Below are 20,044 nucleotides of genomic sequence, written 5' to 3'. Positions count from 1 at the left end.
AATCCCCTTTACAGGTTCGGCTCCGCAACTGCTCGCTGTACTAACAAACCAGTTCCCATTTGTATGGAGTGACTTTTAGTCTTCGGCATTTTATAAGGGGAATGAACTTCTGAAATGGTGTACTAGTTAACATAACGAGTAGGTCATATGGTAAGGCTAGCCACCCACTCCTTCATTTCTATAATACAAGCGGCAATTCAGTCAAAAGTTTTGCCAGTGGGGGAACGCATGAAGTATGAAATGAGGGATGTATAGTATGAACATTATGGGTTATGAAAGAATAAAAGATTCAGTAACTTTCGGCCTTGAGGAATATATAGATGAAGAGGGTTTAAATGTAGCGCAGGCTTCAGCGAAAATGTTAGAAGAAGAATGGAGAAGAGTAAACGATAGTTTATTTACTAAAACACTATATTTTGTTTCTATTGCAATAGAGAGTTTGAAGTATAAAGAAATTGCTGATTTTATATATTTTAAACTGGATGGATATCTGGAAAACACTAAATTTGAAGAGCACATCGATAAAAATGACATTGAAATGCTGATGAAGGACATTCAAATATGTAAGAAATTTATTGATAATAAAGGGGAATATAGAATCAGGGAAACAAGCGATTCTGCTAAATCTAGAATAGAATACATCTTAGGTTTAAAAGCTGATTAATTTTATGTGGGGGCTACCCAGCGCCGAACCTATAGAATGTATGGCCGCTTATTAAGAGCAGGGGGGCTAAACCAAAGTTCTTTTCATGTCGAGTGGGCGCCGAATGGTCTTCGGAGGAGTGAAGGGTGGTCGGGTGGCCGACGGATGGTCGAATGGTTGCCGCACTTAGTAGGCATACCGTTCGGATGGCCCATGGTTCGCCCATTCATCCGATTTTATGTGATTTTTCACATTCGCGGCCTTGGATTTCGGGTGAATCGGGGTGTTTTATGTGATTTTTCGCATATATAAGGGGGCTGCGGAGCGGAATGGTCTTCATGTATGTGGTTTTTCACATAGAATCGTTTAAATCGCCTGGTGGTGCGTCTCGCGAATGTGATTTTTCACATATAATCGGCCAAACCCGGTCAAACCTCTCGTTATCGCGTTAGGTAGCACACCAGCGGCGACGAGAGCAACAAATGCGGAAGCAGCGGCAGCGGAACGAGCTGTCGTTGTGCGGATTCCCCGCCCATCTTGCCCGCCGATCGCCCCAGAGGCTTCTCCCATACAATCGATCAAACCGCTCGTTATCGCGTCGCGCCCCCGCCGATGTCGCCAATCCGCCAACGTCGTTTCTCGCATAAAATCCCGGCCGTCGGCGGCATTCCCGCTATTCGATAATCCTGCAAAATAAAAAACCCGGCGATCCGCCGGGTTGCTTGCATCTATGGGACCCCTGTGCTATGATTAGGGGCGCTATTCATTGTGTTTTGTGATTATTCGCATAATCATCCTATCTTACTTACAATTTAATCTTACCATACGGGATAGGAGCTGTCAACAGGCTGCCGCCGATTAGCCGATTATGGGCGGCCCGCTGATTGGGTTGCGCCGATTAGGAGTGTTCGCCGAATATCCGCATCGAAATTTTGATCCGAAGGAGCGTGTTCTTGAAGATGTCGCAGAGAATCGAATGGCAGCAGGAGCGAGAGCGGCTGGACGAGGTGACGGCCCGGCTGCGGGAGAGAATCGAGAAGCTGGCGCCGGAGGTGACCGGGCTGCGCGAGCAGGTCGTCGATATTCGCAAGAAGTTCTGGGAAGAAGTGACGGTCAATACAGCCACGGACGAGGACTTCGAGGAGACGTTCTTCACGATCAAGCAGCAGGCGGCGGTTCTGTCGGAGAGGGAGCGGAGCCACCGGCAGCGGACGCAGCAGTGGCACAGCCTGAACCGGCTGCTGCCGTCGCCTTACTTCGGGCGGATCGACTTCGAGGAGGACGGCTTGCACGATCGCGAGCAAGTGTACATCGGCGTGTCGTCCTTCGCCACTGAAGACGGCATGAACTTCCTGATCTACGATTGGCGCACTCCGATCGCGAGCATGTATTACGATTATCAGCCGGGCGAAGCGGCTTATCAGACCCCCGGAGGGTTGATCGAAGGGCGGATGGCGCTCAAGAGGCAATATCAGATCCGGGACGGTCAGCTCCGCAATCTGTTCGACGCCAGCCTGACGATCGGGGACGAGCTGCTGCAGCAGGTGCTCGGCCATGGCGCGGACTCGCAGATGAAGAGCATCGTGGCGACGATTCAGCGGGAGCAGAATGCGATCATCCGCGACGAGCGAAGCCGAATGCTTATCGTCCAAGGCGCGGCGGGAAGCGGCAAAACCTCGGCTGCCCTGCAGAGGGTCGCCTACCTGCTGTATCGCTACCGGGATCGGATCAAGGCGGATCAGATCGTGCTTTTCTCCCCTAATTCGATGTTCAACAGCTACGTCTCCACGGTTCTGCCCGAGCTGGGCGAGGAGAACATGCAGCAGACGACGTTCCAGGAGTACCTGGACCATTGGCTTGGTGCATCCCTTCGCTTGGAAGATCCGTTCGACCAGCTCGAATACGTGCTGACGGAGGAAGCGGCCCCGTCGTACGAGGCGCGGCTTGAGGCCATTCGCTACAAGTCGTCGGAGGCGTACCTGGACGCTCTTCAGCGTTATGCGTCTTGGCTCGAGCGGGACGGCATGCGGTTCGTCGGCATCCGGTTCCGCGACCGGGAGCTGGTGTCCGCCGCGCGGATGCGCGAGAAGTTCTACAGCTACGATCCGAGCACCCGGCTTGCGAACCGCGTCGCCTTGCTTCAGGAGTGGCTGCTGAAGGAGCTGGCTGCTCTGGAGCGCAAGGAACGGGAGGCGGATTGGGTCCAGGAGGAGATGCACTTCCTCGACAACGATCAATATGCGGAGGTTCACCGCGAGCTGCACAAGGACAGAGGGGTCTTCGACTTCGCCGAGCGGTGGGCGGAAGCGCGCGAGCGACTGCAGGGGATTACCCGCGGGGACGAGGGAGACTTCGATTACGCCGAACGCGAGGAGGAGCTGCTGCGCCGCACGATCGTGAAGGAGCAGTTCAAGCCGCTGCGCAGAAGCGTGCGGAGGTTCGCGTTCATCGACAAGACCGGCTTGTACGCCCAATTGTTCCGGGGGCCGGACGCTTATCGGGAGATGACGGGAGAGACGCGCATTCCGTCGCGGTGGGAGCAGATCGGCAAGCTAACCTTGGCGAAAATAAACGGGGGAGAACTGTTCTACGAAGACGCGACACCGTATCTGCACCTGCAGGAGCTCGTGGAAGGAATGAGGGTCAACACGGAAGTTCGGCACGTGTTCGTCGACGAGGGGCAAGATTATTCGATGTTCCAATACGAATTCCTGAAGAAGCTGTTCCCGCGCGCCCGCATGACGGTGCTGGGGGACTTCGATCAGGCGATCTTCACGCAATCGACCGACCTGCAGCAGACGGATTCTCCGCTCCTCCGTCTGTACGGAGAGTCGGAGACGCGGCTGATCCGGCTCGTCCGGAGCTACCGTTCGACCCGGGAGATCGTGGAGTTCGCGAGATCGCTGCTTCCCGGCGAGCGGGAGATTGTGCCGTTCGAGCGAAGGGGAGAGAAGCCGGTCGTCTATAAGGCGGGCAGCGAGGAAGAGCGGGCGGCGCGGATTGCGGCGGATATCGCCGCGCTGCGGGCGGAAGGCTTCGAGTCGATCGCCGTGATCGCGAAGACGGCGGCCGAGAGCGCCCGCGCCGGCGAGCTTCTCGCCGCTCAGGGGTGCGAGAAGCTGCGCCTGGTCACCAAGAGCACGCCGAGCTTCGAGAAGGGCACCTCGGTCATTCCCGCTTATCTGGCGAAGGGCGTCGAATTCGACGCGGTGCTCGTGTACGACGCGTCTTCGCGGACGTACAGCCGGGAGAGCGAGCGCAAGCTGTTCTACACGGCTTGCACCCGCGCGATGCACCGGCTCCGACTCTATTCGGTCGGGGAATGGTCGCCGTTCGTGCAGGCGGCGGACGGTTCGACGTACGAGACGGAGGCGTGACCACAGTTGCGGAATCGCTTCGACCGCCGCTTCGGCCCCAAATGTTCAGCAAACAGTTGACAGCAGCGCACAAATGAATTAATTTATTGGTAAATAAACGAGGTACGCTATGGCCAGACAGAAGAACAACCCGCTCGCGTCCCCGAATCGGAAGGATCAGATTCTGGACGCCGCTGCCGCTCAATTCGCCGCCAACGGCTTCTACAAGACGACAACTGCGCTCGTCGCCGCCGCAGTCGGGGTGACCCAGCCTTACGTGTTCCACTTCTTCAAGACGAAGGAGGAGCTGTACCTCGCGGTGCTCGATCGGGCGGTGGGCCGTCTGATCGAGGCGTTCCGATCCGTCGAGGCTCCGCCGAAGGAGCTGGCTCATCGCATGGGGCATGCGTTCAATGTGCTGATGGACACCCACCGCGACGAGATCCTGTTATGCATGCAGTCGTTCACGACGCCGGAGCCGGACATTCGGCAATTCGTGCGCGGGAAGTTCAAGCTGATTCACGAGCTCGTTGCAGATCGCTTCGATAGTGCCGGCCTGCCGCAGGCCGAGGCCCTGGCGAGCCAATTCGTTGCCTGCGGCATGGTCATCGCGATGGCGGAGGTGCTGGAGCTGCCTCAGCTCGGCATGATGGATATGGGCGAAGATGGATAAGGCGCTTCCCCTGCCGCCAAGCTAACCGATTGGCGGCAGGCGGACGGCTGAGCGAGACGGCTGCATGAGACGGCTTGGGGGGCGGCGAAGGGTTATCGGGCGAAGGGCTCTCTTTTTTTGGGTGTTAATTTATTTATCTATAAATAATAATGTCAAGGAGTGTGGAGGCACAATGGTATCGACCGCTTATCGGATTCGCCTCATGGTCATCACCTGTATTGCTCTGTTTATGGCGATGCTGGACAATTTGGTGGTGGGGGTGGCGCTTCCGTCCATTCAAGCCGAGTTCAACGCCGGAATGTCGGATCTTCAATGGTTCTTGAACGCCTACACGCTGGCGTTCGCTGTGCTGCTCATCCCGTTCAGCATGCTCGGAGAGAGGCTCGGTCGCAAGCGAATGTTCCTGGCGGGGGTCGTCCTGTTCACGCTCGGCTCGCTTGCCGCCGCTCTCAGCGACAGCTCGATGCAGCTCACGCTGGCCAGAGCGCTGCAAGGAGTCGGGGCCGCGGCGATCATGCCGATCAGCCTGACGCTCGTCAGCAGCGCGTTCCCGCCCGAGAAGAGGGCGGCGGCGATCGGCATCTGGTCCGGCATCTCCGGCCTGGGGCTGTCGATCGGGCCGCTCGTCGGCGGCGCGATTATCGAAGGCGCGCCGTGGGAGATGATCTTCTGGGTGAACGTGCCGTTCGGCGTTCTGGCGGTGCTGTTCGGGCTCAAGTGGCTGAAGGAATCGAAGGGGGAGAGCAGGCCGGTCGACCCGGTCGGGATCGCGCTGCTTGGTGCCGGCCTGTTCGGCCTCGTGTACGGCCTCGTTCGCGGCAATGACGAAGGGTGGGGCGAATTCGGCGTATGGGGGCCGATCGCCGGCGGAGCGCTGCTGCTGCTCGCATTCTATGGTTGGGAGAGAGGCAGGAAACGTCCTTTTATCCAATTGTCCCAATTCCGCAACCGCACGTACAGCGCCTATCTGATGGCCGGCTTCTGGCTTAACGCGGGCATCTTCGGGGCGATCTTCCTGCTCACCCTGTTCCTGCAGCAGGCCCAGGGCTACAGCGCGCTCGGAGCCGGCGTTCGGGAGATGGTCTGGACCGCTTGCACGATGGTCGCCGCGCCGCTCGCGGGCCTCGTGATCGGGCGGTTCGGCTCGAAGAACGTGCTGCTTATCGGCATTCTGCTGCAGATGGCCGCGCTGCTCGGGTTCGCGCTGGTCATTATGAGCCAGGGAGCGGTCTTCCCGTTCGGCTACATCGTTCCGATGATGATGGCGGCCGGGGTCGGCATGGGCCTCAGCTTCACCCCGCTCTCCCATGGCCTGCTCAGTTCTGTGCCCGATAGCGCAGCGGGCGAAGCGAGCGGCCTCAGCAACGCGGCAAGGGAGCTCGGCGGCGTGTTCGGGGTGGCGATCGGCGGCCTCGTCTTCGCCCGCGGCGGAGTCGTCGCAACGCCGAACGACTTCGGCGATCATCTCGTGCCGACGCTGTTCGTACTGACGGCCATGCTGGCGGCGGCGATCCTGTCCGTCGCCTTGCTGGCGAAGAAGAGCCGCCGGGCAGAGAAGGCGAGAGCCCGCGCTTCCGTCGCCGGCACGGAGGCTTGACGGACGATGGCATCAGGCATGGCCGAGTTCGCTTGGGGCACCCGACAAGGTGCCTCTTTGGTATGGGGGCGGCAAGGATGCGCGCTCGCACCTGGCGAAGCCGCTTCGATGACAGGATTTTATGCGAAAATTCACATTGGCGCAGCACGATAACGAGCAGTTTGGGTGATTGTATGCGAAAAATAACATAAATGGAGGAAATCCGGGGGCGAGCTGTCGCATGTATGTTATAAATCACATAAAACGCCGCAAATGCCGCCAATCCGAGCCGATGAATGTGAAAAACCGTATAAAACGCCGCGCGCCCGCCGAATTCCCGCCGACGAACAGCCGACGGATGCGGAAATTCATAGTAAATCGCATCCGTCATCGGTTGGGTGAACGTCGGGAGGGAGCGAACGGCGTGACGGAGAAGACAAGGAGAAGACAAAAGGAGACAAATCGAATATAGCGGACGTGTGATAGAATAAGAGAACAATGGTCATCATGAGAGATCACGAGAGAGAAGGAATTCGGCCATGCTACGCTTGCTCTATGCTGCACTTATTGTTCTGGGCCTCATCTGGGGCGGTTCGTTCCTGTTCGTGAAGGAACTGCTTCACGACTTCGGTCCGTGGACGATCTCGTTTATCCGCTCTTCCTTCGGGCTTGTCACAATTACGGCGATTATGCTCGCGCTGCGTCAGCCGTTCGGGTGGAGGTCGCTTCCTTGGCCGCTCATGGCGGTCACGGCGCTCGTCAACACGGCGCTTCCGTGGACGCTCATCGGCTTCAGCGAGACGAGACTGACGAGCAGCATGGCTTCCATTCTGAACGCAACGACGCCGCTGTGGACGGTTGTCATCGGCGTCTTAATCTTCCGAACCGCCGCGAGCCGGATGCAGTGGCTTGGCATGGGGATCGCGTTCGCCGGGCTGCTTGTGCTGCTCGACATCAATCCGCATTCGATCGTCTCCGTCGACATTGCCGGATTCGCCGGGATGCTGGGCGCGACTCTGTGCTACGGCTTCGGTTCGCAGTTGTCCGCCAGATTCCGGGAAGCGACGATGTACCAGGTCGCATTCGGCACACTGCTGATCGCGATGCTCGTCAGCGGCACGATGGCTTTCTCGACGGAAGCCGTCGATCTCGGCCGCCTGGCCTCGCCGTCCGCTCTCGGATCAGCCGTCGGCCTCGGCGTCTTCGGCTCCGGCGTTGCGTATATTCTGTTCTACTTCATGGTCCAGAAGGGCGGGCCGACATTCGCCTCGATGGTCACTTATCTCGTGCCGGGCACGGCCATCATCTGGGGCGTCTGCCTGCTGGACGAGCCCGCCCATTGGACCTTGTTCGTCGGCATGGCTTGCATTCTGTGCGGGGTATTCGTCTCCAGCCGGAAGAGAAGGCAAGGAAGCTAAGCGCGGTTGCGCTCCATCCAGGCGACCGCCCAATCGACGAGCGAGCGCTGCTCCAGGAGACGAACGTCGGCACTGCCGATTCGGCAGACCTTGATGCTCCGTTCCTCATCGTATTCGGCCCCCAGGCGCGCGAAGTCGTCGTCGAGCACCTCCTGGGTCTCGTAAGCGACCCAGCGGCGTTCCCCATTCACGGCGATAGCGCTGCTCTCCGTCGAGAACCTCTTGCCCGGGAAGCCCGCCCGGGTCTCCGCGAGATGCAGCGAAGTGTTCTTCTCGTAGCCGACGCCGATCAGCAGAATGCGGGCGTCAAGCCGGTACAGCTTGTCCAGGGGCGACCCCTCTCCGAAAATATTGCACAAATCATGGTGAGCCGTGATGAACTCCGAGTGTTTGCCTACTGCCGCGAACGACCGGGCCGGATGGTCGGACCGTCTCGCCCCCGGCCACTTGCGGAGCATCTCGGCGGTGACTCCCATGCCGATGGCGGGAGTGACCTCCTTGTCGTAGGCGGGCCAGTGCTCCCTCACGACCGGCCAAGCCTCCGGGGGAAGCTCCCAATGGACTCCTGCGGAAGGATCAAGGTTTTTCCACGTCTGCGATGGCATCGTCAGCGTTCCCTCCTCGCCCACGATCTCGAGCAGCGCACGGATTAACGTCTCGGCACCGCCGATGACGTACCCGAGCTTGCTCAGCGAGGCATGGACGATCAGCGTCTGGCCCTCCGCAACTCCGCAGCTTCTGAAGTGCCGAATCAGCTCCTCCTTCGTCAGAAGGGGTCTTGCTAACGCATTCGCTTCGGTTGTTGCCTTCATCGATTCGATTCCGCCTCTCATAGTAAATAAGACAACCCCGCTACAAGGTAGCGGGGTTGTCTCTAGCCGAACGCCAGGGAGCATAGCCCTTAAGTTGATTGTCGCCTCTATCATAGCAATGGCGAATCCCGGACGCAAGCTCTAATTCGGCTGGCTTCATCGCAGACGGCCGGTATTGACAACCGAACTTTAATCTGTGACAATAACAACAACAGTAATCGAATTTGTTACAGTTTAATTCGAAGGAGCGAGTAAACCCATGAGATCGGAATACCGGCCGCTGTTCGAGCCATACCGCTTCCGCAGCGGCGTCGAAGTCAAGAACCGTCTCGTCATGGCCCCCATGACGAATTTCTCCGCCTATTCCGACGGCACGGTGTCGAATGAGGAAGTCGATTATTACGCCCGCCGGGCGGGGGGCGTCGGCATGGTCGTCACCGCGTGCGTCTACGGGACGCCCAACGGCAAAGGGTTCCCCGGCGAGTTCGCCGCCGACCGGGACGAGATGATTCCGAGCCTGGAACGCTTGGCGGGCTCGATCCGGGAGAAGGGGGCGAAGGCTGTCCTGCAGATTTTCCACGGCGGCAGAGAATGCAAGCCGGTTCTTGTGCCGAACGGGGATGTCGTCGGTGCGAGCGCCGTCTCCTCCGAACAGAACCCTGAGGTGCTGCCGCGCGAGCTGACGGAGACGGAGATCGAGTCGATCGTCCGCGACTTCGGCGAGATGACCCGGCGCGCGATCGAGGCCGGGTATGACGGTGTCGAGCTTCACGGCGCCAACGGGTACTTGATCCAGCAATTTTATTCGCCGCACGCGAACCGACGCGAGGATCGCTGGGGAGGCGATATCGAGCGCCGGCTGCGGTTCCCTCTCGCCGTCGTCGACGAGGTGAAGCGGGTTGTGCGCGAGCGGGCGGAGCGCCCCTTCCTGATCGGCTACCGCTTCTCGCCCGAAGAGGCGACGACTCCCGGCATCACGATGGAGGAGACGTTCCGCTTGCTGGATGAGCTGGCGACGAAGGAGCTCGATTACGTTCACGTCTCGCAGAACGACTTCCGTTCCCGTCCGCGGCGCGGTGCGGACGACAGCCTCACCCGTCTGGAATGGGTCCGGCAGCGGATCGGCCATCTCGTGCCCGTCATCGGCGTCGGCGCGGTGAAGACCCCGGAGGACGCAGTCGAAGCCTTGGCGACGGGCATCGAGCTGGTCGCAATCGGCCGCGAGCTCATCATCGACCCGGACTGGGCCCAGAAGGTCGAATCCGGTCGCCAGGACGAAGTGGAGACCAAGCTCGACCCGAGAGGCAAGGACCGCCTGAAGGTTCCCGGCCCGCTCTGGGAGTCGATCGTCCGCGTTCCGGGCTGGTTCCCGATCGGGGATTAAACGGCAGAGGACAACCTCCGGACAGGACATTTCCCCTAAGCCTTGCGACAGATTCAGTTAACAAAGACACCGGATAGAGGTGTCTTTTTTTTGCGTGAAGGGGCGTCGGAACTGGAGGATATATCCAACAGACGTAGAATTAGAACTACTACGAAGTCGAAACCTGGGGGAATCCGTCGCATTGTCGCGCCGTCCCAAGGGAACTCAGGAGGCAATCGCATGGCCATCATAGAAGTTGTCAAGTTCGACGGGCCTGAAGGCGTATACGCGTGGAAGTATCCGAATCAAGAGCTGGGCACCTGGACGCAGCTTATCGTGAACGAATCCCAGGAAGCGATTCTGTTCAAGGGAGGCAAGGCGCTGGATGTATTCGGCGCCGGACGACATACGTTAAGTACGGCCAATATCCCGCTGCTGCAGAGCATCGTGAATCTTCCGTTCGGGGGCCGTTCTCCGTTCACGGCGGAGGTCTGGTACGTCAACAAGGCTTACTCCCTGGACGTCAAGTGGGGCACGGCCGTCCCCATTCAACTGCAAGACCCGAAGTATCAGCTCTTCGTCAACATCCGCTCGTTCGGTCAACTCGGAATTGTGGTCGAGGATTCGAAGTCCTTCCTGACCCGGCTGGTGGGCACGGGTTCAACATTCGACAGGAATACTCTCGTCCGTTATTTCCGCGGCGTGCTCATGATGAACATCAAAGAGATGATCTCTTCATACCTCGTCCAGAAGAGAATCAGCATTCTCGAGATTTCCGCGTATTTATCGGAGATCTCCCAGCATATCGAGGCTCGCATTGCCCCGACCTTTCGGGAGTTCGGCATTCGACTGACCCATTTCTTTATCGACTCCATCAATACGCCGGAGGACGATCCCGCCACGCTTAAGCTGAAGGAGGCGCTGGTCAAGAAGGCGGAGATGGACATTCTCGGATACACCTATCAACAGCAGCGGACGTTCGACACGTTGGAGGGGGCCGCCAGGAACGAAGGGAGCGGAGGAGCGAACGTGATGGGGGCCGGGATCGGACTCGGAATGGGAGTCGGGATCGGAGGGTCGTTCGGACAACAGATGTCGGGCCTGACGGGCCAGATGAATATCGGCGCTTCTTACAATAAGCCTTGCCCGAGTTGCAACACGCTTAACCGGCAGGATGCCCTGTTCTGCATCGCTTGCGGATATGGTTACCAGACGGGAACGTCATCTCCGCCTGCCCAGCCGACTCAGGAGGCCCAAGCGGACCAGACGACGTGCAGCCAATGCGGACACGACTTCCCCCTCTCGGCGAAGTTCTGCCCGAATTGCGGCGATCCGAATCATCCTTGTCCGAAGTGCGGAGCGGATAACGCTCCGGAGACCGAGGCTTGCACGAGATGCGGATACTTGTTGCGACAACCGGTGTGCGGTCAGTGCGGGACGGAAGTCGACCCGAGCGGCAAGTTCTGTCCGGAGTGCGGAACAAGTCTTCGCCGGACTTGCCCGAGCTGCCAGCGCGAAGCAAAGCCGGGGCAGAAATTCTGCCTCGAATGCGGCACCAGGCTGTCGGAATAAAGGAGGGGAACGCAGATGCAGAACGATGGGGGAACGCCTCAAGTCAACGAAGCCGGACGGGCAGTGCCGCTCCTCGTAACGGCATTGTTCGCGGCGGCATTGCTCTTGACCGCAGCGCTGGTGGCGCTGATTGACGCTCCGCTCAGCAGGACCGGCCACACCTGGATAACGACGGTGGCTCTGATCCTTGGAGAAGGTCTCCTGTATGGGACTGCCATGCACTATGCGACGAGCTTGCCCCGTTCAAGAAGACTGTTCCCTTCCTATGCGGGAATGGGAGTGATCGCCGCGCTCTACCTTCTCGTCGCGTTGGCGGTCGCGATCGTCTTCTCATGGATTCTGGACGTGCCTATCGTTGTCTATGGGCTAATCCAATTCGCAGCCTTGGCCATTGCTTTGCTGCTGATGGGACTTATGATTCTATATAGAATCAACTCTGCCGCGCAGGAAGAGGGAACCTGAGAGCATTATCTTCCTTCTGGCGCACAACAATCGCAGGAACATGATGGCGGAACGATATCGCGTGTATCAAGGGTTGTTCGCGGAATCGAGGAATACGACCGGGGGCATACCGTCGTCTGCCGGGGCTGCGGCTCCGGCCCGGCGCTATTCCCCGACGAATCCACGGTATGCGAGTAATGCGGCAACAAGCTTTACGTAGAATAAGCAACTTGAGCAAGCTCGGTGACTTGGCGAAGGGGGCATCGCGATGGAACTCAACCAACCTAAAATCAGCAACGGACTGATTATATGGCTTACGATTCTGTTTTTCCCATTGGCAATTCTGCTTATTCTGATCCGCTTTCTGGCTCATGCCAATGTGAATCACCTGCGCGACAAGGATTATGAGGTAACCGGGCACTTCTTCACCTGGATGTGGCTTGTCTGGTCCGTTATTATTATCGTAATAAACTATTGGGGGGAAAACGTTCTGACGCCCGGGGAGCTTGTGGTGGGGCTGATGATCGTCGCTGCCGTGCTATTGACGCCTGCATTCGTCTTCTATGGCTTGGGCAAGAGACGGAGAGCCAAGATGCAAGAGCGGTATCGGATTTACGCTCGCCTGGCAGAAGGAGGAGTGGCGGATTATAACGAGATTGCCGCCAGAACGGGGATTCGCTACCGCGATGTCGAGCAGGACATGAGATACATTCAGCAGTTGAAGGGGCTGACGGGCAATGGACTCGAGGCTGTGTCGGGCGAGCGGAGAAGCGATCCGAATCCGGTCTCCGGAATCCCGGACGCGGGCGGAGCCGCCTCTCGGCCGGCAGCGGCAAGCCCGCGGGCTGTCGTCTGCCAAGGCTGCGGGTCCAGTACCATGGTCCTTCCGGGAGAATCGCGAGAGTGCGAGTTCTGCGGGAACGAATTGACGGCATCATAACCAGGTAAGCCAAGGAGAGAATTCCCCGCGAGAGGGAATTCTCTCCTTGGCTTATCCTCGGCTTTACGCCCCCGTACACCGCTTCACCAGAACCTCCAGCTCGCCCCAGGTCGCGCATTGGTCCCAATGGAACGACTCCGGCAGCTTGAGCGCGTCCTCCCACGGCACCTCCCGCAGGAACGGCTTCAGGTTCTGCTCCACGCAGACGACCTGCATAATCGTTCGCATCCGGAACTGGAGCGGGTACCGCATCTCCGCGGAGATCGGCTTGAAGTACGTTGCCGCCATGTAGTCGACAAGCGCTTCCCCCTTCGCCTGCTCCTCGTGTTGGTTCCACCCCTCGCGGATGCGGCCTGTGAGCTGTCGCCACAGCGTCTCTTCGCAGGGGTAGACAATGCCCATGCAAGCGGCGTCCTTGTACGTCCACAGCGCCCAGGAGACATCGTTCGTCTCGCACAGCTCCAGCATGTCTTCCATGATCGATGTCAGGAAGCCGATCCGCTCCGGCTCCCAGACGAGGCCGAGCTCCCCGCACCAGACGGGGCGCTTGTACTTGCCGCGCACCGCCAGCAGCTCGTCGAACGCCTCCTTGAAGATCTCCCGGCGGCGCGGACGCGCCATCTCCTCCGTAAGCACGGCCGGTTCCTTGACGAACGGATAGAAGTGGAACTCGTAGGCAACCTGCGGATCGTCCACCGGATCGAGCATCGAGAAGTCGGTCGTGAACGCGTTGCCCTCGATGAAGATGATATGATCGGCGTCGTACCGGCGAATCTCCGCGATCACCTTGCGGTAGAACTCGTTGAACACCTTGGCGTCCTTCACAAGCGAAGGCTCGTTGACGATGTCGTAGGCGCCCATCCACGGGTTGCCGCGATAGCGCTGCGCCATGTGCCCCCACAGGCGGATGACCGTATCCCGCAGCGCGCCGAATTCCCAGAACAGCGGCAAGCCGCTCGACGTGTCGCAATGCCAGTCGGGATTCTGCCCGCCCGGCACCGAGTGCAGGTCGAGAATGCCGTAAATCTGGAACCGGGCGCACAGGGAGAGCACATGGTCAAGATAGACGAAGCCTTCCTCCTTGATCGTCTCCGGGTTCTGGTCGTCGATGAAGTACTTGTAGTTGAACGGGATGCGGATGTGGTTGACGCCGAGGCTCTTCAAGTACGCGAAGTCCCTCTCGTCCACGAATTCCAGCAGGAACTTATGGAAGAAGGCGCCGCTCCGTTCCGGGCCGTACACGTCGGAGAACGCTTGCTTGATCATCGTGTCGGTGCCGGGAAGGCCGATCATGAAGTGCTCGAGATTCATCCAGGAGCCGAGGCCGAAGCCGCGGAGCAGAACGTTCTCGCCGTTCACGGCGAAGTGTTCGCCGCTGACCTGCAGGAAGTCGCGCGTATCGTTGGCGTGTGCATCGTTCATATATGTCGTCATGGGGGTTCTCCTTGTCGGTTAATTTTTCATGCCGGTGGTGGCGACGCCCTTCGTGAAGAACCGCTCCCCGGCGAGGAAGACGACAACCATCGGGATCGTGGCGATCAGCGTGCCCGCCATAAGCAGGCCGTAGTCGGTCGTATGCTCGGTCTGGAACGACTTGAGGCCGAGCTGCAGCGTCTTCAGGCCGTCGTCCTGAAGATAGATCAGCGGCGCCAGGTAATCGTTCCACATGAACGTGAAGGTGAAGATGGCCAGCGTCGAGACGCCCGCGCGGGCAAGCGGCAGGATGATGCGCCAGTAGATGGCCCATTCGCCGAAGCCGTCGATGCGGGCCGCTTCGTTCAGCTCGGCGGGAAGGGACAGGAAGAACTGCCGCAGCAGGAAAATGCCGAAGCCGCTGAACAACTGAACGAGAACGTAGCCCGTATGCGTGTTGTAGAGGCCGAGCTCGCTGACGACGGTGAACTGGGGAACCATGATCGAGTGCCAGGGCATCATCAGGTTCGTCATGAACAGCAGGAAGATCGCATTCTTGAACGGAATTCGCAGCTTGGCGAACGCATAGGCCGCCATGGAGCAGATGAGCACCTGAAGGACGGTGATGATGACGGTCAGCTTGAGCGTATTCCAGAAGTACGTGCCGAACGGGATCGCCGTCCAGACCTCCTTGAAGTTATCGAGGTACAGCGACTGGGGTATCCAGTTCATCGGGTTGCGGAACAGGTCCACGTCGGTGCGCAGGGAAGCCGATATCATCCATAGAAAAGGGAACAAAGCGACGATCGAGCAGGCGACCAGCAGAACCAGAAGGAGAGCGTAGGCAATCCTGTCCCGTCTCTTGTTCCCGAGGGCATTCAGCATAGCGGTCTTCTCCTCTCTAGTAGGTCACCCATTTTCGCTCCAGACGGAATTGCACAATCGAGATGATCATGATGATCAGGAACAGCACGACGGACATCGAAGCGGCATAGCCCATCCGGTAGTGGATAAACGCCTCCTGGTAGATGCGGAACACGAGCACGTTCGTCGACCGCCCCGGCCCGCCGTCGGTCATGACCGACACGAGGTCGAACACCTGGAACGAGTTGATGACCGTCAGGACAAGCACCATGAACAGCGTCGGAGACAGGCTCGGCAGCGTGATGTAGAGGAACTGCTTGAACCGGCCGGCGCCGTCGAGCCGGGCGGATTCGTACAAGTATTCGGGAATGCCCTGAAGCCCGGCGAGCAGGATGATCATGTAGTAGCCGAAGCTCTTCCACACCGCGACGAGCACGACGGCGACCAGTGCCCAGTCGGAGGACATCAGCCATTCCGGCGGGTGCGCGATGCCGATGGCCTTCAGGATATGGTTGACGGGGCCGCGCTCCGGGTTGAGCAGAAGTCCCCACACGATCGCGATGGACACCATCGACGTGATGTAAGGGAAGTAGAAGGCGACCCGCAAGTATTGGCGAAGGTGCAGGACGCTGTTCAGGGCGATGGCCGCGAGCAGGGCGAACAGCATCGTCAAGGGAACGAACAAGGCAGTGTAGATCAGGTTGTTCTTCAAGGAGATCTGGAAGTACGCATCCCCGAGCAGCTTCTTGTAATTGGCGAGGCCCGTGAAGTTCGGCTTGATGTTGAAGCCGCCGTAGTCGGTGAAGCTCATGTAGAAGCCGTAGACAAGCGGGTAGAGAATAAAGACGGCAAACAGAACGAACGCCGGAAGGATGAACAGCGTCCCGGTCGCGTAGTCTCTGTAGGGCAGACGTCGCTTCAATGCGATCACTCCTTATGGACGTCAGTCGGGCGCTTCGGAACGGCATCGGCTGCCGTCAGGCAATTGAGCGGCAGCCGATGGGATAGCGTCATGGATAGCTTCTTATTGGCCGAGCGCCGACTGGCGTTGCTTGATGAATTCGTCGGTCGTCTTGGCCGCGTCTTGCTCCTGGAAGAGGAACAGGTCGCGCTGCTCGCTGAAGGCCGCGTTCACGTCATTGATGTTCGCGACGGGCTGATTCTCGACGACGGTGTTCGCTTCGAAGAAGGCGCCGCTGCCCTGGATGCCGGTCGCGTTCAGGAACGCTTCCTTCGTCGCGTCGCTGGAGTAGGCCGGCAGCACGCTGGACTCGGCGATGATCGACTCGCCCTGCTCGCCCGTGACGAATTGCACGAACTTGAAGGCGGCGTCGAGGTTCTTGCCCTTCGGGTTGATGCCCATGAACGTGCTCACCCCGCCGACCGTCGTCGGGTCGGACACGCCTTCCGGCTGCGGCAGCAGCGTCATGTCGAAGTCGATGTCCGTCTTGCCGGCGGCGATGTCCGCCTTCAGCATGTTGACGGTCCATTCGCCGTTGACGAGCATGGCGACGTTGCCGCTCTCGAACTGCTTGATCCAGTCGGTGCTCTCCGCCTTCATCTGCTTGTAGCTCATGTGCGACTGGTCCTGATAGTAGATCCGGTCGAGGAAGGTCAGCCAATTCTGCACGGGGGTCAGATCGTCGTCCAGAATGGTGGCGCCTTGCTGCAGCGCTCCCAGCGGGGCGATCATCCAGTCGGCGTAATAGCCGCCCCACTGCTTGTCCGCGCCTTCGCCCTTCGTCATTTGCTTGGCGAGGTCCGCGTATTCGTCCCACGTCATCTGCGTCGGATAAGGAAGGCCTTCCTTGTCGAAGATAGCCTTATTGTAGAACAGGGCGTACTGGGAGGTCCGGTACGGCAGCGCGTAATACTTGCCGTCCGTCAGCGTCGAGGTGATATCCTGGAAGCTCGGGCCGTAAGCGCCGATGTCCACGTTCGCGGCTTTGATCCGGTCCGTCAGCTCGAGCAGCTGGTTCTTCGAGGAGAACAGGCCGAGGCTCGCCGTGCCGTTGATGCTGTAGACGTCCATGTCGGAGCCGCCGGACAGGTTCGTCATGATCTTGGTGTTGTATTCGTCGGCGTCGTTGCTCACCGTCGTCATCTTGACCTCGATGTCGCTGTTCTGCGCGTTGAAAGCGTCCACAATCTTCTGCATGTAGTCGGCTTCGTCCGTCCAGGTATAATAGGTGAGGACGACCTTCTCGGCGCCGGCTTCGCCGCTCGGAGCGCTTTCGTTATCGGAGCCGCATCCGGCTGCGGTTACGGCGAGGGCGGCGGTCAGCAACAGGCCTGCATAACTTCTCTTTCTCACATTTAACCCCTCCTGATTCGTTGATGCCTTAATCGTACAATCAATCGGAGGCCGGGATAAGGTTGATCTTTTGTCCCCCTCCGTCGGCGCAGGCCCCCGGATTCGCCGCGATGCCGGCGCGGCGGGGGGGATAAAACTTCAACCTAGCCAAGCACCCGGGACGGCCTTAGAATAGTTCAGATCGAGTTCAAATCGAGTTCGGATCGACCGGAAGGATGGGGCCGCGATGTTCATCTTCTTCATGTTCCTGCTCTTCTTCGCCATAGCCATCTTCTGCCTCACCCAGCAGAAATATACGAGGGCGACGCTGTTTATGCTGGGCATGGGCTTGTCCTTCCTGCTTGTCGTAAGCGGTATCATGACCTACATGGCGAAGGACGCCTATTACTATTACCGTCTGTACGGGTTCTTCGGCATTACCCGCGACTTGCAGAATCAACTGCTCTACCTGCCGATCTCGCGGTATATGCTCATCCGGGGGATGAACGTCTTCTCGATGTCGTTCCTGTACTGCGGGCTGCTCTCCGCCGTCTTCTTCGCGTTTAATCTCACCGGAGCCAAGAGCCGCAGGCTCCTGTCGCTGCTCGCCGTTCCTTGCGTCGTCCAGATCGTCCTGTACGATCCTTCCTTCTATGAAGCGCTGTATTACCGGCTGTATCCGGACGTCATGACGTCGCAGGCGTTCGTCGCCGCCTACGAGCTTATCCATCGCGTCACCTTCGTCTTGAATACGGGCTATATTGGCGGGGGGATTTTCCTCCTTGTGTATGCGTTCTTCGACGCTCCCAAGCTGAGGCAGATCCGCAGCAACATCGCGATGATCCTGATCAGCTACGTCTCCCTTCAAGTGACCTACTACTACATCAACTTCTGGGCGCCCGACGTGCTGATCACGGTGTCCAAGGCGGCCCGCTTCGTTCGCTTCAAGCCGATCAACCTGGTGGGCAATCCGTCGATGTACGCGCTGCTTCCTTATATCGTCGGCTGCTGCCTGTTCGTCAGCCTGTACGGCATCGTGAAGTACGCCCGTATCCAGAACCGTATCCGCAACCAGGAATCGGTCATCTCTCGCAACATCGATTCGGCTGTGCTAACCTCAAGAGTGTACAGTCATTACATGAAGAACGAGCTGCTCGGCATCATGGCGCAGACGGAATTCCTGGAGGCCATGTGCGAGGAGTCGCCGGAGGTCGTCCGGGAGATCAAGGTCATCGAGCAGCGGTGCCGGGGCATCTACGATCGGCTGGACGATGTTCACAAGAAGACCATGAAGTCGAAAATGGAGCTGGAACCGGTGCTGCTGCAAGAGCTGCTGGGCCGATTGCTTGCGGAGCTGGCGCCGAGACTTAAGCGGATCAATGTTCATTACGAACCGAGGCCGCAGCCGATCACGATTATGGCCGATCCTTATTATTTCTCGCAGGTGCTCGAGAATCTTCTCGCGAACGCGGCGGAAGCGCTGGCGAGCGTGCCGGAGAACTCGAGGCGGATCGACATCGAGACGAACGTCAAGCATAAGTGGGTGGAGCTGATCGTCCGCGACAACGGAGTCGGCATTCCCGAGGAGCATCTCGCGGAGATCTTCCAGCCGTTCTTCTCGTCCAAGCCGACGGCGACGAACTGGGGAGTCGGGCTGTCGCTCAGCCACTCCATCGTGACGACGCACGGGGGCAAGATCGGGGCCGTCAGCAAGCCGGGAGAGGGCACCTCCTTCCGGATCGTGATGCCCTTGCTTCGGACATCCAAGATATAAGGGGGCGAGACGCGTATGAGCGAACCCGTCATCAAGGTGCTCATCGTCGAGGACGACAACCTCATATCCAAGCGCTATCAGATGATTCTGTCCAAGGACCCGCAGCTCGAATTCGTCGGCCGGGCGGCCAGCGGGTACGAGGGGACGATGCTTGCGGCGCTCCACCGACCGGACGTCATCCTGATGGACATCGAGCTGGAGGACAAGCAGGCGGGGCTGCGGGCGACGTCCGAGATTCTGGCCTACATGCCAGACATCAAGATTGTGATGCTCACTGTGTGCGAGACTGACGACACGGTTTTCCGCGCCTTCGAGCTCGGGGCGACGAACTACCTGCTGAAGAACATGCCCGCCGAGGAGATTCGGACCGCCGTGAAGGACGCCTACCGCGGCGTGCCGTCGCTGCATGCGAACATCGCGGGCAAAATCACCCGCGAGTTCAAGCGGATCAAGACGAACGAGGACAGCCTGCTGCGCAACTTCCACATCCTGACGCAGCTCACGCCGACCGAGCTCGAGGTGCTCGACCTGCTGCTGAAGGATTACAGCCGCCAGGAGATCTGCCGGATGCGCCACGTCGAGCCTTCGACGCTGAAGTCGCAGATCCACAGCATCCTGAAGAAGTTCGAGAAGATCAGCGTGCAGGAGGTCGTCGCGGTGCTGCGGGAGCTGCACATCCCGGAGATTCTGGCGCAGCGCAAGGGGAGCCTTCCTCTTCGGACGGAGTAGGAGGGAGCGGGAGGAGGTGAAGACTGTGGTGTGATGGTGATGTCGTCGGCTGTCGGGACTTTATGCGAAAAATTACTTTGGCGAGGCGCGATAGCGAGCAATTTGGATTTTCCACATATGTCCACATCTTTGAGTTGAAAAATTTTCCGCTTATGTTAAACCCCACAAAAGTCGGTC

Annotated in this window: 16 protein-coding genes; 11 read left to right on the top strand and 5 right to left on the bottom strand. The window is 58.9% G+C overall.

Annotation, left to right across the window (positions count from 1 at the left end):
• Positions 1 to 256: 256 nt before the first annotated feature.
• The 5 genes from E6C55_RS02920 to E6C55_RS02900 all read left to right on the top strand — a co-directional run bounded on the left by E6C55_RS02920 (position 257) and on the right by E6C55_RS02900 (position 7,666).
• Complete coding sequence (locus E6C55_RS02920) at positions 257 to 664, top strand: hypothetical protein (RefSeq protein ID WP_136368264.1); 408 nt, start codon at positions 257 to 259, stop codon at positions 662 to 664.
• 938 nt (positions 665 to 1,602) lie between these two features.
• Positions 1,603 to 4,020, top strand: coding sequence for an RNA polymerase recycling motor HelD (gene helD, locus E6C55_RS02915; protein WP_136368263.1), 2,418 nt, complete (start codon positions 1,603 to 1,605; stop codon positions 4,018 to 4,020).
• A gap of 109 nt (positions 4,021 to 4,129) precedes the next feature.
• On the top strand, positions 4,130 to 4,672 hold the full coding sequence (locus E6C55_RS02910; protein ID WP_136368262.1) for a TetR/AcrR family transcriptional regulator: 543 nt from the start codon (positions 4,130 to 4,132) through the stop codon (positions 4,670 to 4,672).
• A 172-nt stretch (positions 4,673 to 4,844) separates the two neighbouring features.
• Positions 4,845 to 6,269, top strand: coding sequence for an MFS transporter (locus E6C55_RS02905; protein WP_168735419.1), 1,425 nt, complete (start codon positions 4,845 to 4,847; stop codon positions 6,267 to 6,269).
• Positions 6,270 to 6,787: 518 nt separating this feature from the next.
• Positions 6,788 to 7,666 (top strand): DMT family transporter, encoded by an 879-nt coding sequence (locus E6C55_RS02900; protein ID WP_136368260.1) that lies wholly within the window; start codon positions 6,788 to 6,790, stop codon positions 7,664 to 7,666.
• Here E6C55_RS02900 and E6C55_RS02895 read toward each other — a convergent pair.
• On the bottom strand, positions 7,663 to 8,478 hold the full coding sequence (locus E6C55_RS02895; protein WP_136368259.1) for an aminoglycoside N(3)-acetyltransferase: 816 nt from the start codon (positions 8,476 to 8,478) through the stop codon (positions 7,663 to 7,665). The two genes, E6C55_RS02900 and E6C55_RS02895, sit on opposite strands and share 4 nt — an antisense overlap.
• 259 nt (positions 8,479 to 8,737) lie before the next feature.
• Between E6C55_RS02895 and E6C55_RS02890 the strand changes: the two genes are divergently transcribed.
• The 4 genes from E6C55_RS02890 (at position 8,738) to E6C55_RS02875 (ending at position 12,794) form a co-directional block, all read left to right on the top strand.
• The gene (locus E6C55_RS02890; protein WP_136368258.1) at positions 8,738 to 9,862 is read left to right on the top strand and encodes an NADH-dependent flavin oxidoreductase; all 1,125 of its coding nucleotides are present in this window, start codon (positions 8,738 to 8,740) and stop codon (positions 9,860 to 9,862) included.
• Positions 9,863 to 10,081: 219 nt separating this feature from the next.
• On the top strand, positions 10,082 to 11,413 hold the full coding sequence (locus tag E6C55_RS02885) for an SPFH domain-containing protein (RefSeq protein ID WP_136368257.1): 1,332 nt from the start codon (positions 10,082 to 10,084) through the stop codon (positions 11,411 to 11,413).
• Between the two features lie 15 nt (positions 11,414 to 11,428).
• A complete protein-coding gene (locus E6C55_RS02880) occupies positions 11,429 to 11,875 on the top strand; it encodes a hypothetical protein (RefSeq protein ID WP_136368256.1) in 447 nt (148 codons plus the stop codon).
• Between the two features lie 247 nt (positions 11,876 to 12,122).
• Positions 12,123 to 12,794, top strand: a complete 672-nt coding sequence (locus tag E6C55_RS02875; RefSeq protein WP_136368255.1) for a helix-turn-helix transcriptional regulator — start codon at positions 12,123 to 12,125, stop codon at positions 12,792 to 12,794.
• Between the two features lie 63 nt (positions 12,795 to 12,857).
• Here the strand turns inward: E6C55_RS02875 and E6C55_RS02870 are convergent, their stop codons facing one another.
• The 4 genes from E6C55_RS02870 to E6C55_RS02855 all read right to left on the bottom strand — a co-directional run bounded on the left by E6C55_RS02870 (position 12,858) and on the right by E6C55_RS02855 (position 17,385).
• Positions 12,858 to 14,228: a glycoside hydrolase family 5 protein gene (locus tag E6C55_RS02870; protein ID WP_136368254.1), complete on the bottom strand. Its 1,371-nt coding sequence runs from the start codon at positions 14,226 to 14,228 to the stop codon at positions 12,858 to 12,860.
• An 18-nt stretch (positions 14,229 to 14,246) separates the two neighbouring features.
• Entirely contained in the window at positions 14,247 to 15,092 is an 846-nt protein-coding gene (locus tag E6C55_RS02865) for a carbohydrate ABC transporter permease (protein ID WP_136368253.1), read from the bottom strand.
• A gap of 16 nt (positions 15,093 to 15,108) precedes the next feature.
• Positions 15,109 to 15,993, bottom strand: coding sequence for a carbohydrate ABC transporter permease (locus E6C55_RS02860; RefSeq protein WP_136368252.1), 885 nt, complete (start codon positions 15,991 to 15,993; stop codon positions 15,109 to 15,111).
• Positions 15,994 to 16,095: 102 nt separating this feature from the next.
• Positions 16,096 to 17,385 carry an ABC transporter substrate-binding protein gene (locus E6C55_RS02855; RefSeq protein WP_136368251.1) on the bottom strand — a complete coding sequence of 430 codons (1,290 nt, stop codon included), beginning with the start codon at positions 17,383 to 17,385 and terminating at the stop codon, positions 16,096 to 16,098.
• A gap of 226 nt (positions 17,386 to 17,611) precedes the next feature.
• Here E6C55_RS02855 and E6C55_RS02850 point away from each other — a divergent pair, with 226 nt between their 5' ends.
• Positions 17,612 to 19,138 carry a sensor histidine kinase gene (locus tag E6C55_RS02850; RefSeq protein ID WP_136368250.1) on the top strand — a complete coding sequence of 509 codons (1,527 nt, stop codon included), beginning with the start codon at positions 17,612 to 17,614 and terminating at the stop codon, positions 19,136 to 19,138.
• A gap of 15 nt (positions 19,139 to 19,153) precedes the next feature.
• Complete coding sequence (locus E6C55_RS02845; protein WP_136368249.1) at positions 19,154 to 19,867, top strand: response regulator transcription factor; 714 nt, start codon at positions 19,154 to 19,156, stop codon at positions 19,865 to 19,867.
• Positions 19,868 to 20,044: the final 177 nt, after the last annotated feature.

Origin of the sequence: Cohnella fermenti, assembly GCF_004801405.1 — a bacterium.
Taxonomy (GTDB): Bacteria; Bacillota; Bacilli; order Paenibacillales; family Paenibacillaceae; genus Cohnella; species Cohnella fermenti.
This window is presented reverse-complemented; position numbering and strand designations above follow the sequence as displayed.

Bases quoted from the DNA above. Each gene is read 5' to 3' on its own strand.
- E6C55_RS02890 (WP_136368258.1), top strand. From the start codon at position 8,738: ATGAGATCGGAATACCGGCCGCTGTTCGAGCCATACCGCTTCCGCAGC.
- E6C55_RS02900 (WP_136368260.1), top strand. From the start codon at position 6,788: ATGCTACGCTTGCTCTATGCTGCACTTATTGTTCTGGGCCTCATCTGG.
- E6C55_RS02845 (WP_136368249.1), top strand. From the start codon at position 19,154: ATGAGCGAACCCGTCATCAAGGTGCTCATCGTCGAGGACGACAACCTC.
- E6C55_RS02865 (WP_136368253.1), bottom strand. From the start codon at position 15,092: ATGCTGAATGCCCTCGGGAACAAGAGACGGGACAGGATTGCCTACGCT.
- E6C55_RS02885 (WP_136368257.1), top strand. From the start codon at position 10,082: ATGGCCATCATAGAAGTTGTCAAGTTCGACGGGCCTGAAGGCGTATAC.
- E6C55_RS02850 (WP_136368250.1), top strand. From the start codon at position 17,612: ATGTTCATCTTCTTCATGTTCCTGCTCTTCTTCGCCATAGCCATCTTC.
- helD (WP_136368263.1), top strand. From the start codon at position 1,603: ATGTCGCAGAGAATCGAATGGCAGCAGGAGCGAGAGCGGCTGGACGAG.
- E6C55_RS02905 (WP_168735419.1), top strand. From the start codon at position 4,845: ATGGTATCGACCGCTTATCGGATTCGCCTCATGGTCATCACCTGTATT.
- E6C55_RS02920 (WP_136368264.1), top strand. From the start codon at position 257: ATGAACATTATGGGTTATGAAAGAATAAAAGATTCAGTAACTTTCGGC.
- E6C55_RS02895 (WP_136368259.1), bottom strand. From the start codon at position 8,478: ATGAAGGCAACAACCGAAGCGAATGCGTTAGCAAGACCCCTTCTGACG.
- E6C55_RS02910 (WP_136368262.1), top strand. From the start codon at position 4,130: ATGGCCAGACAGAAGAACAACCCGCTCGCGTCCCCGAATCGGAAGGAT.
- E6C55_RS02870 (WP_136368254.1), bottom strand. From the start codon at position 14,228: ATGACGACATATATGAACGATGCACACGCCAACGATACGCGCGACTTC.
- E6C55_RS02875 (WP_136368255.1), top strand. From the start codon at position 12,123: ATGGAACTCAACCAACCTAAAATCAGCAACGGACTGATTATATGGCTT.
- E6C55_RS02880 (WP_136368256.1), top strand. From the start codon at position 11,429: ATGCAGAACGATGGGGGAACGCCTCAAGTCAACGAAGCCGGACGGGCA.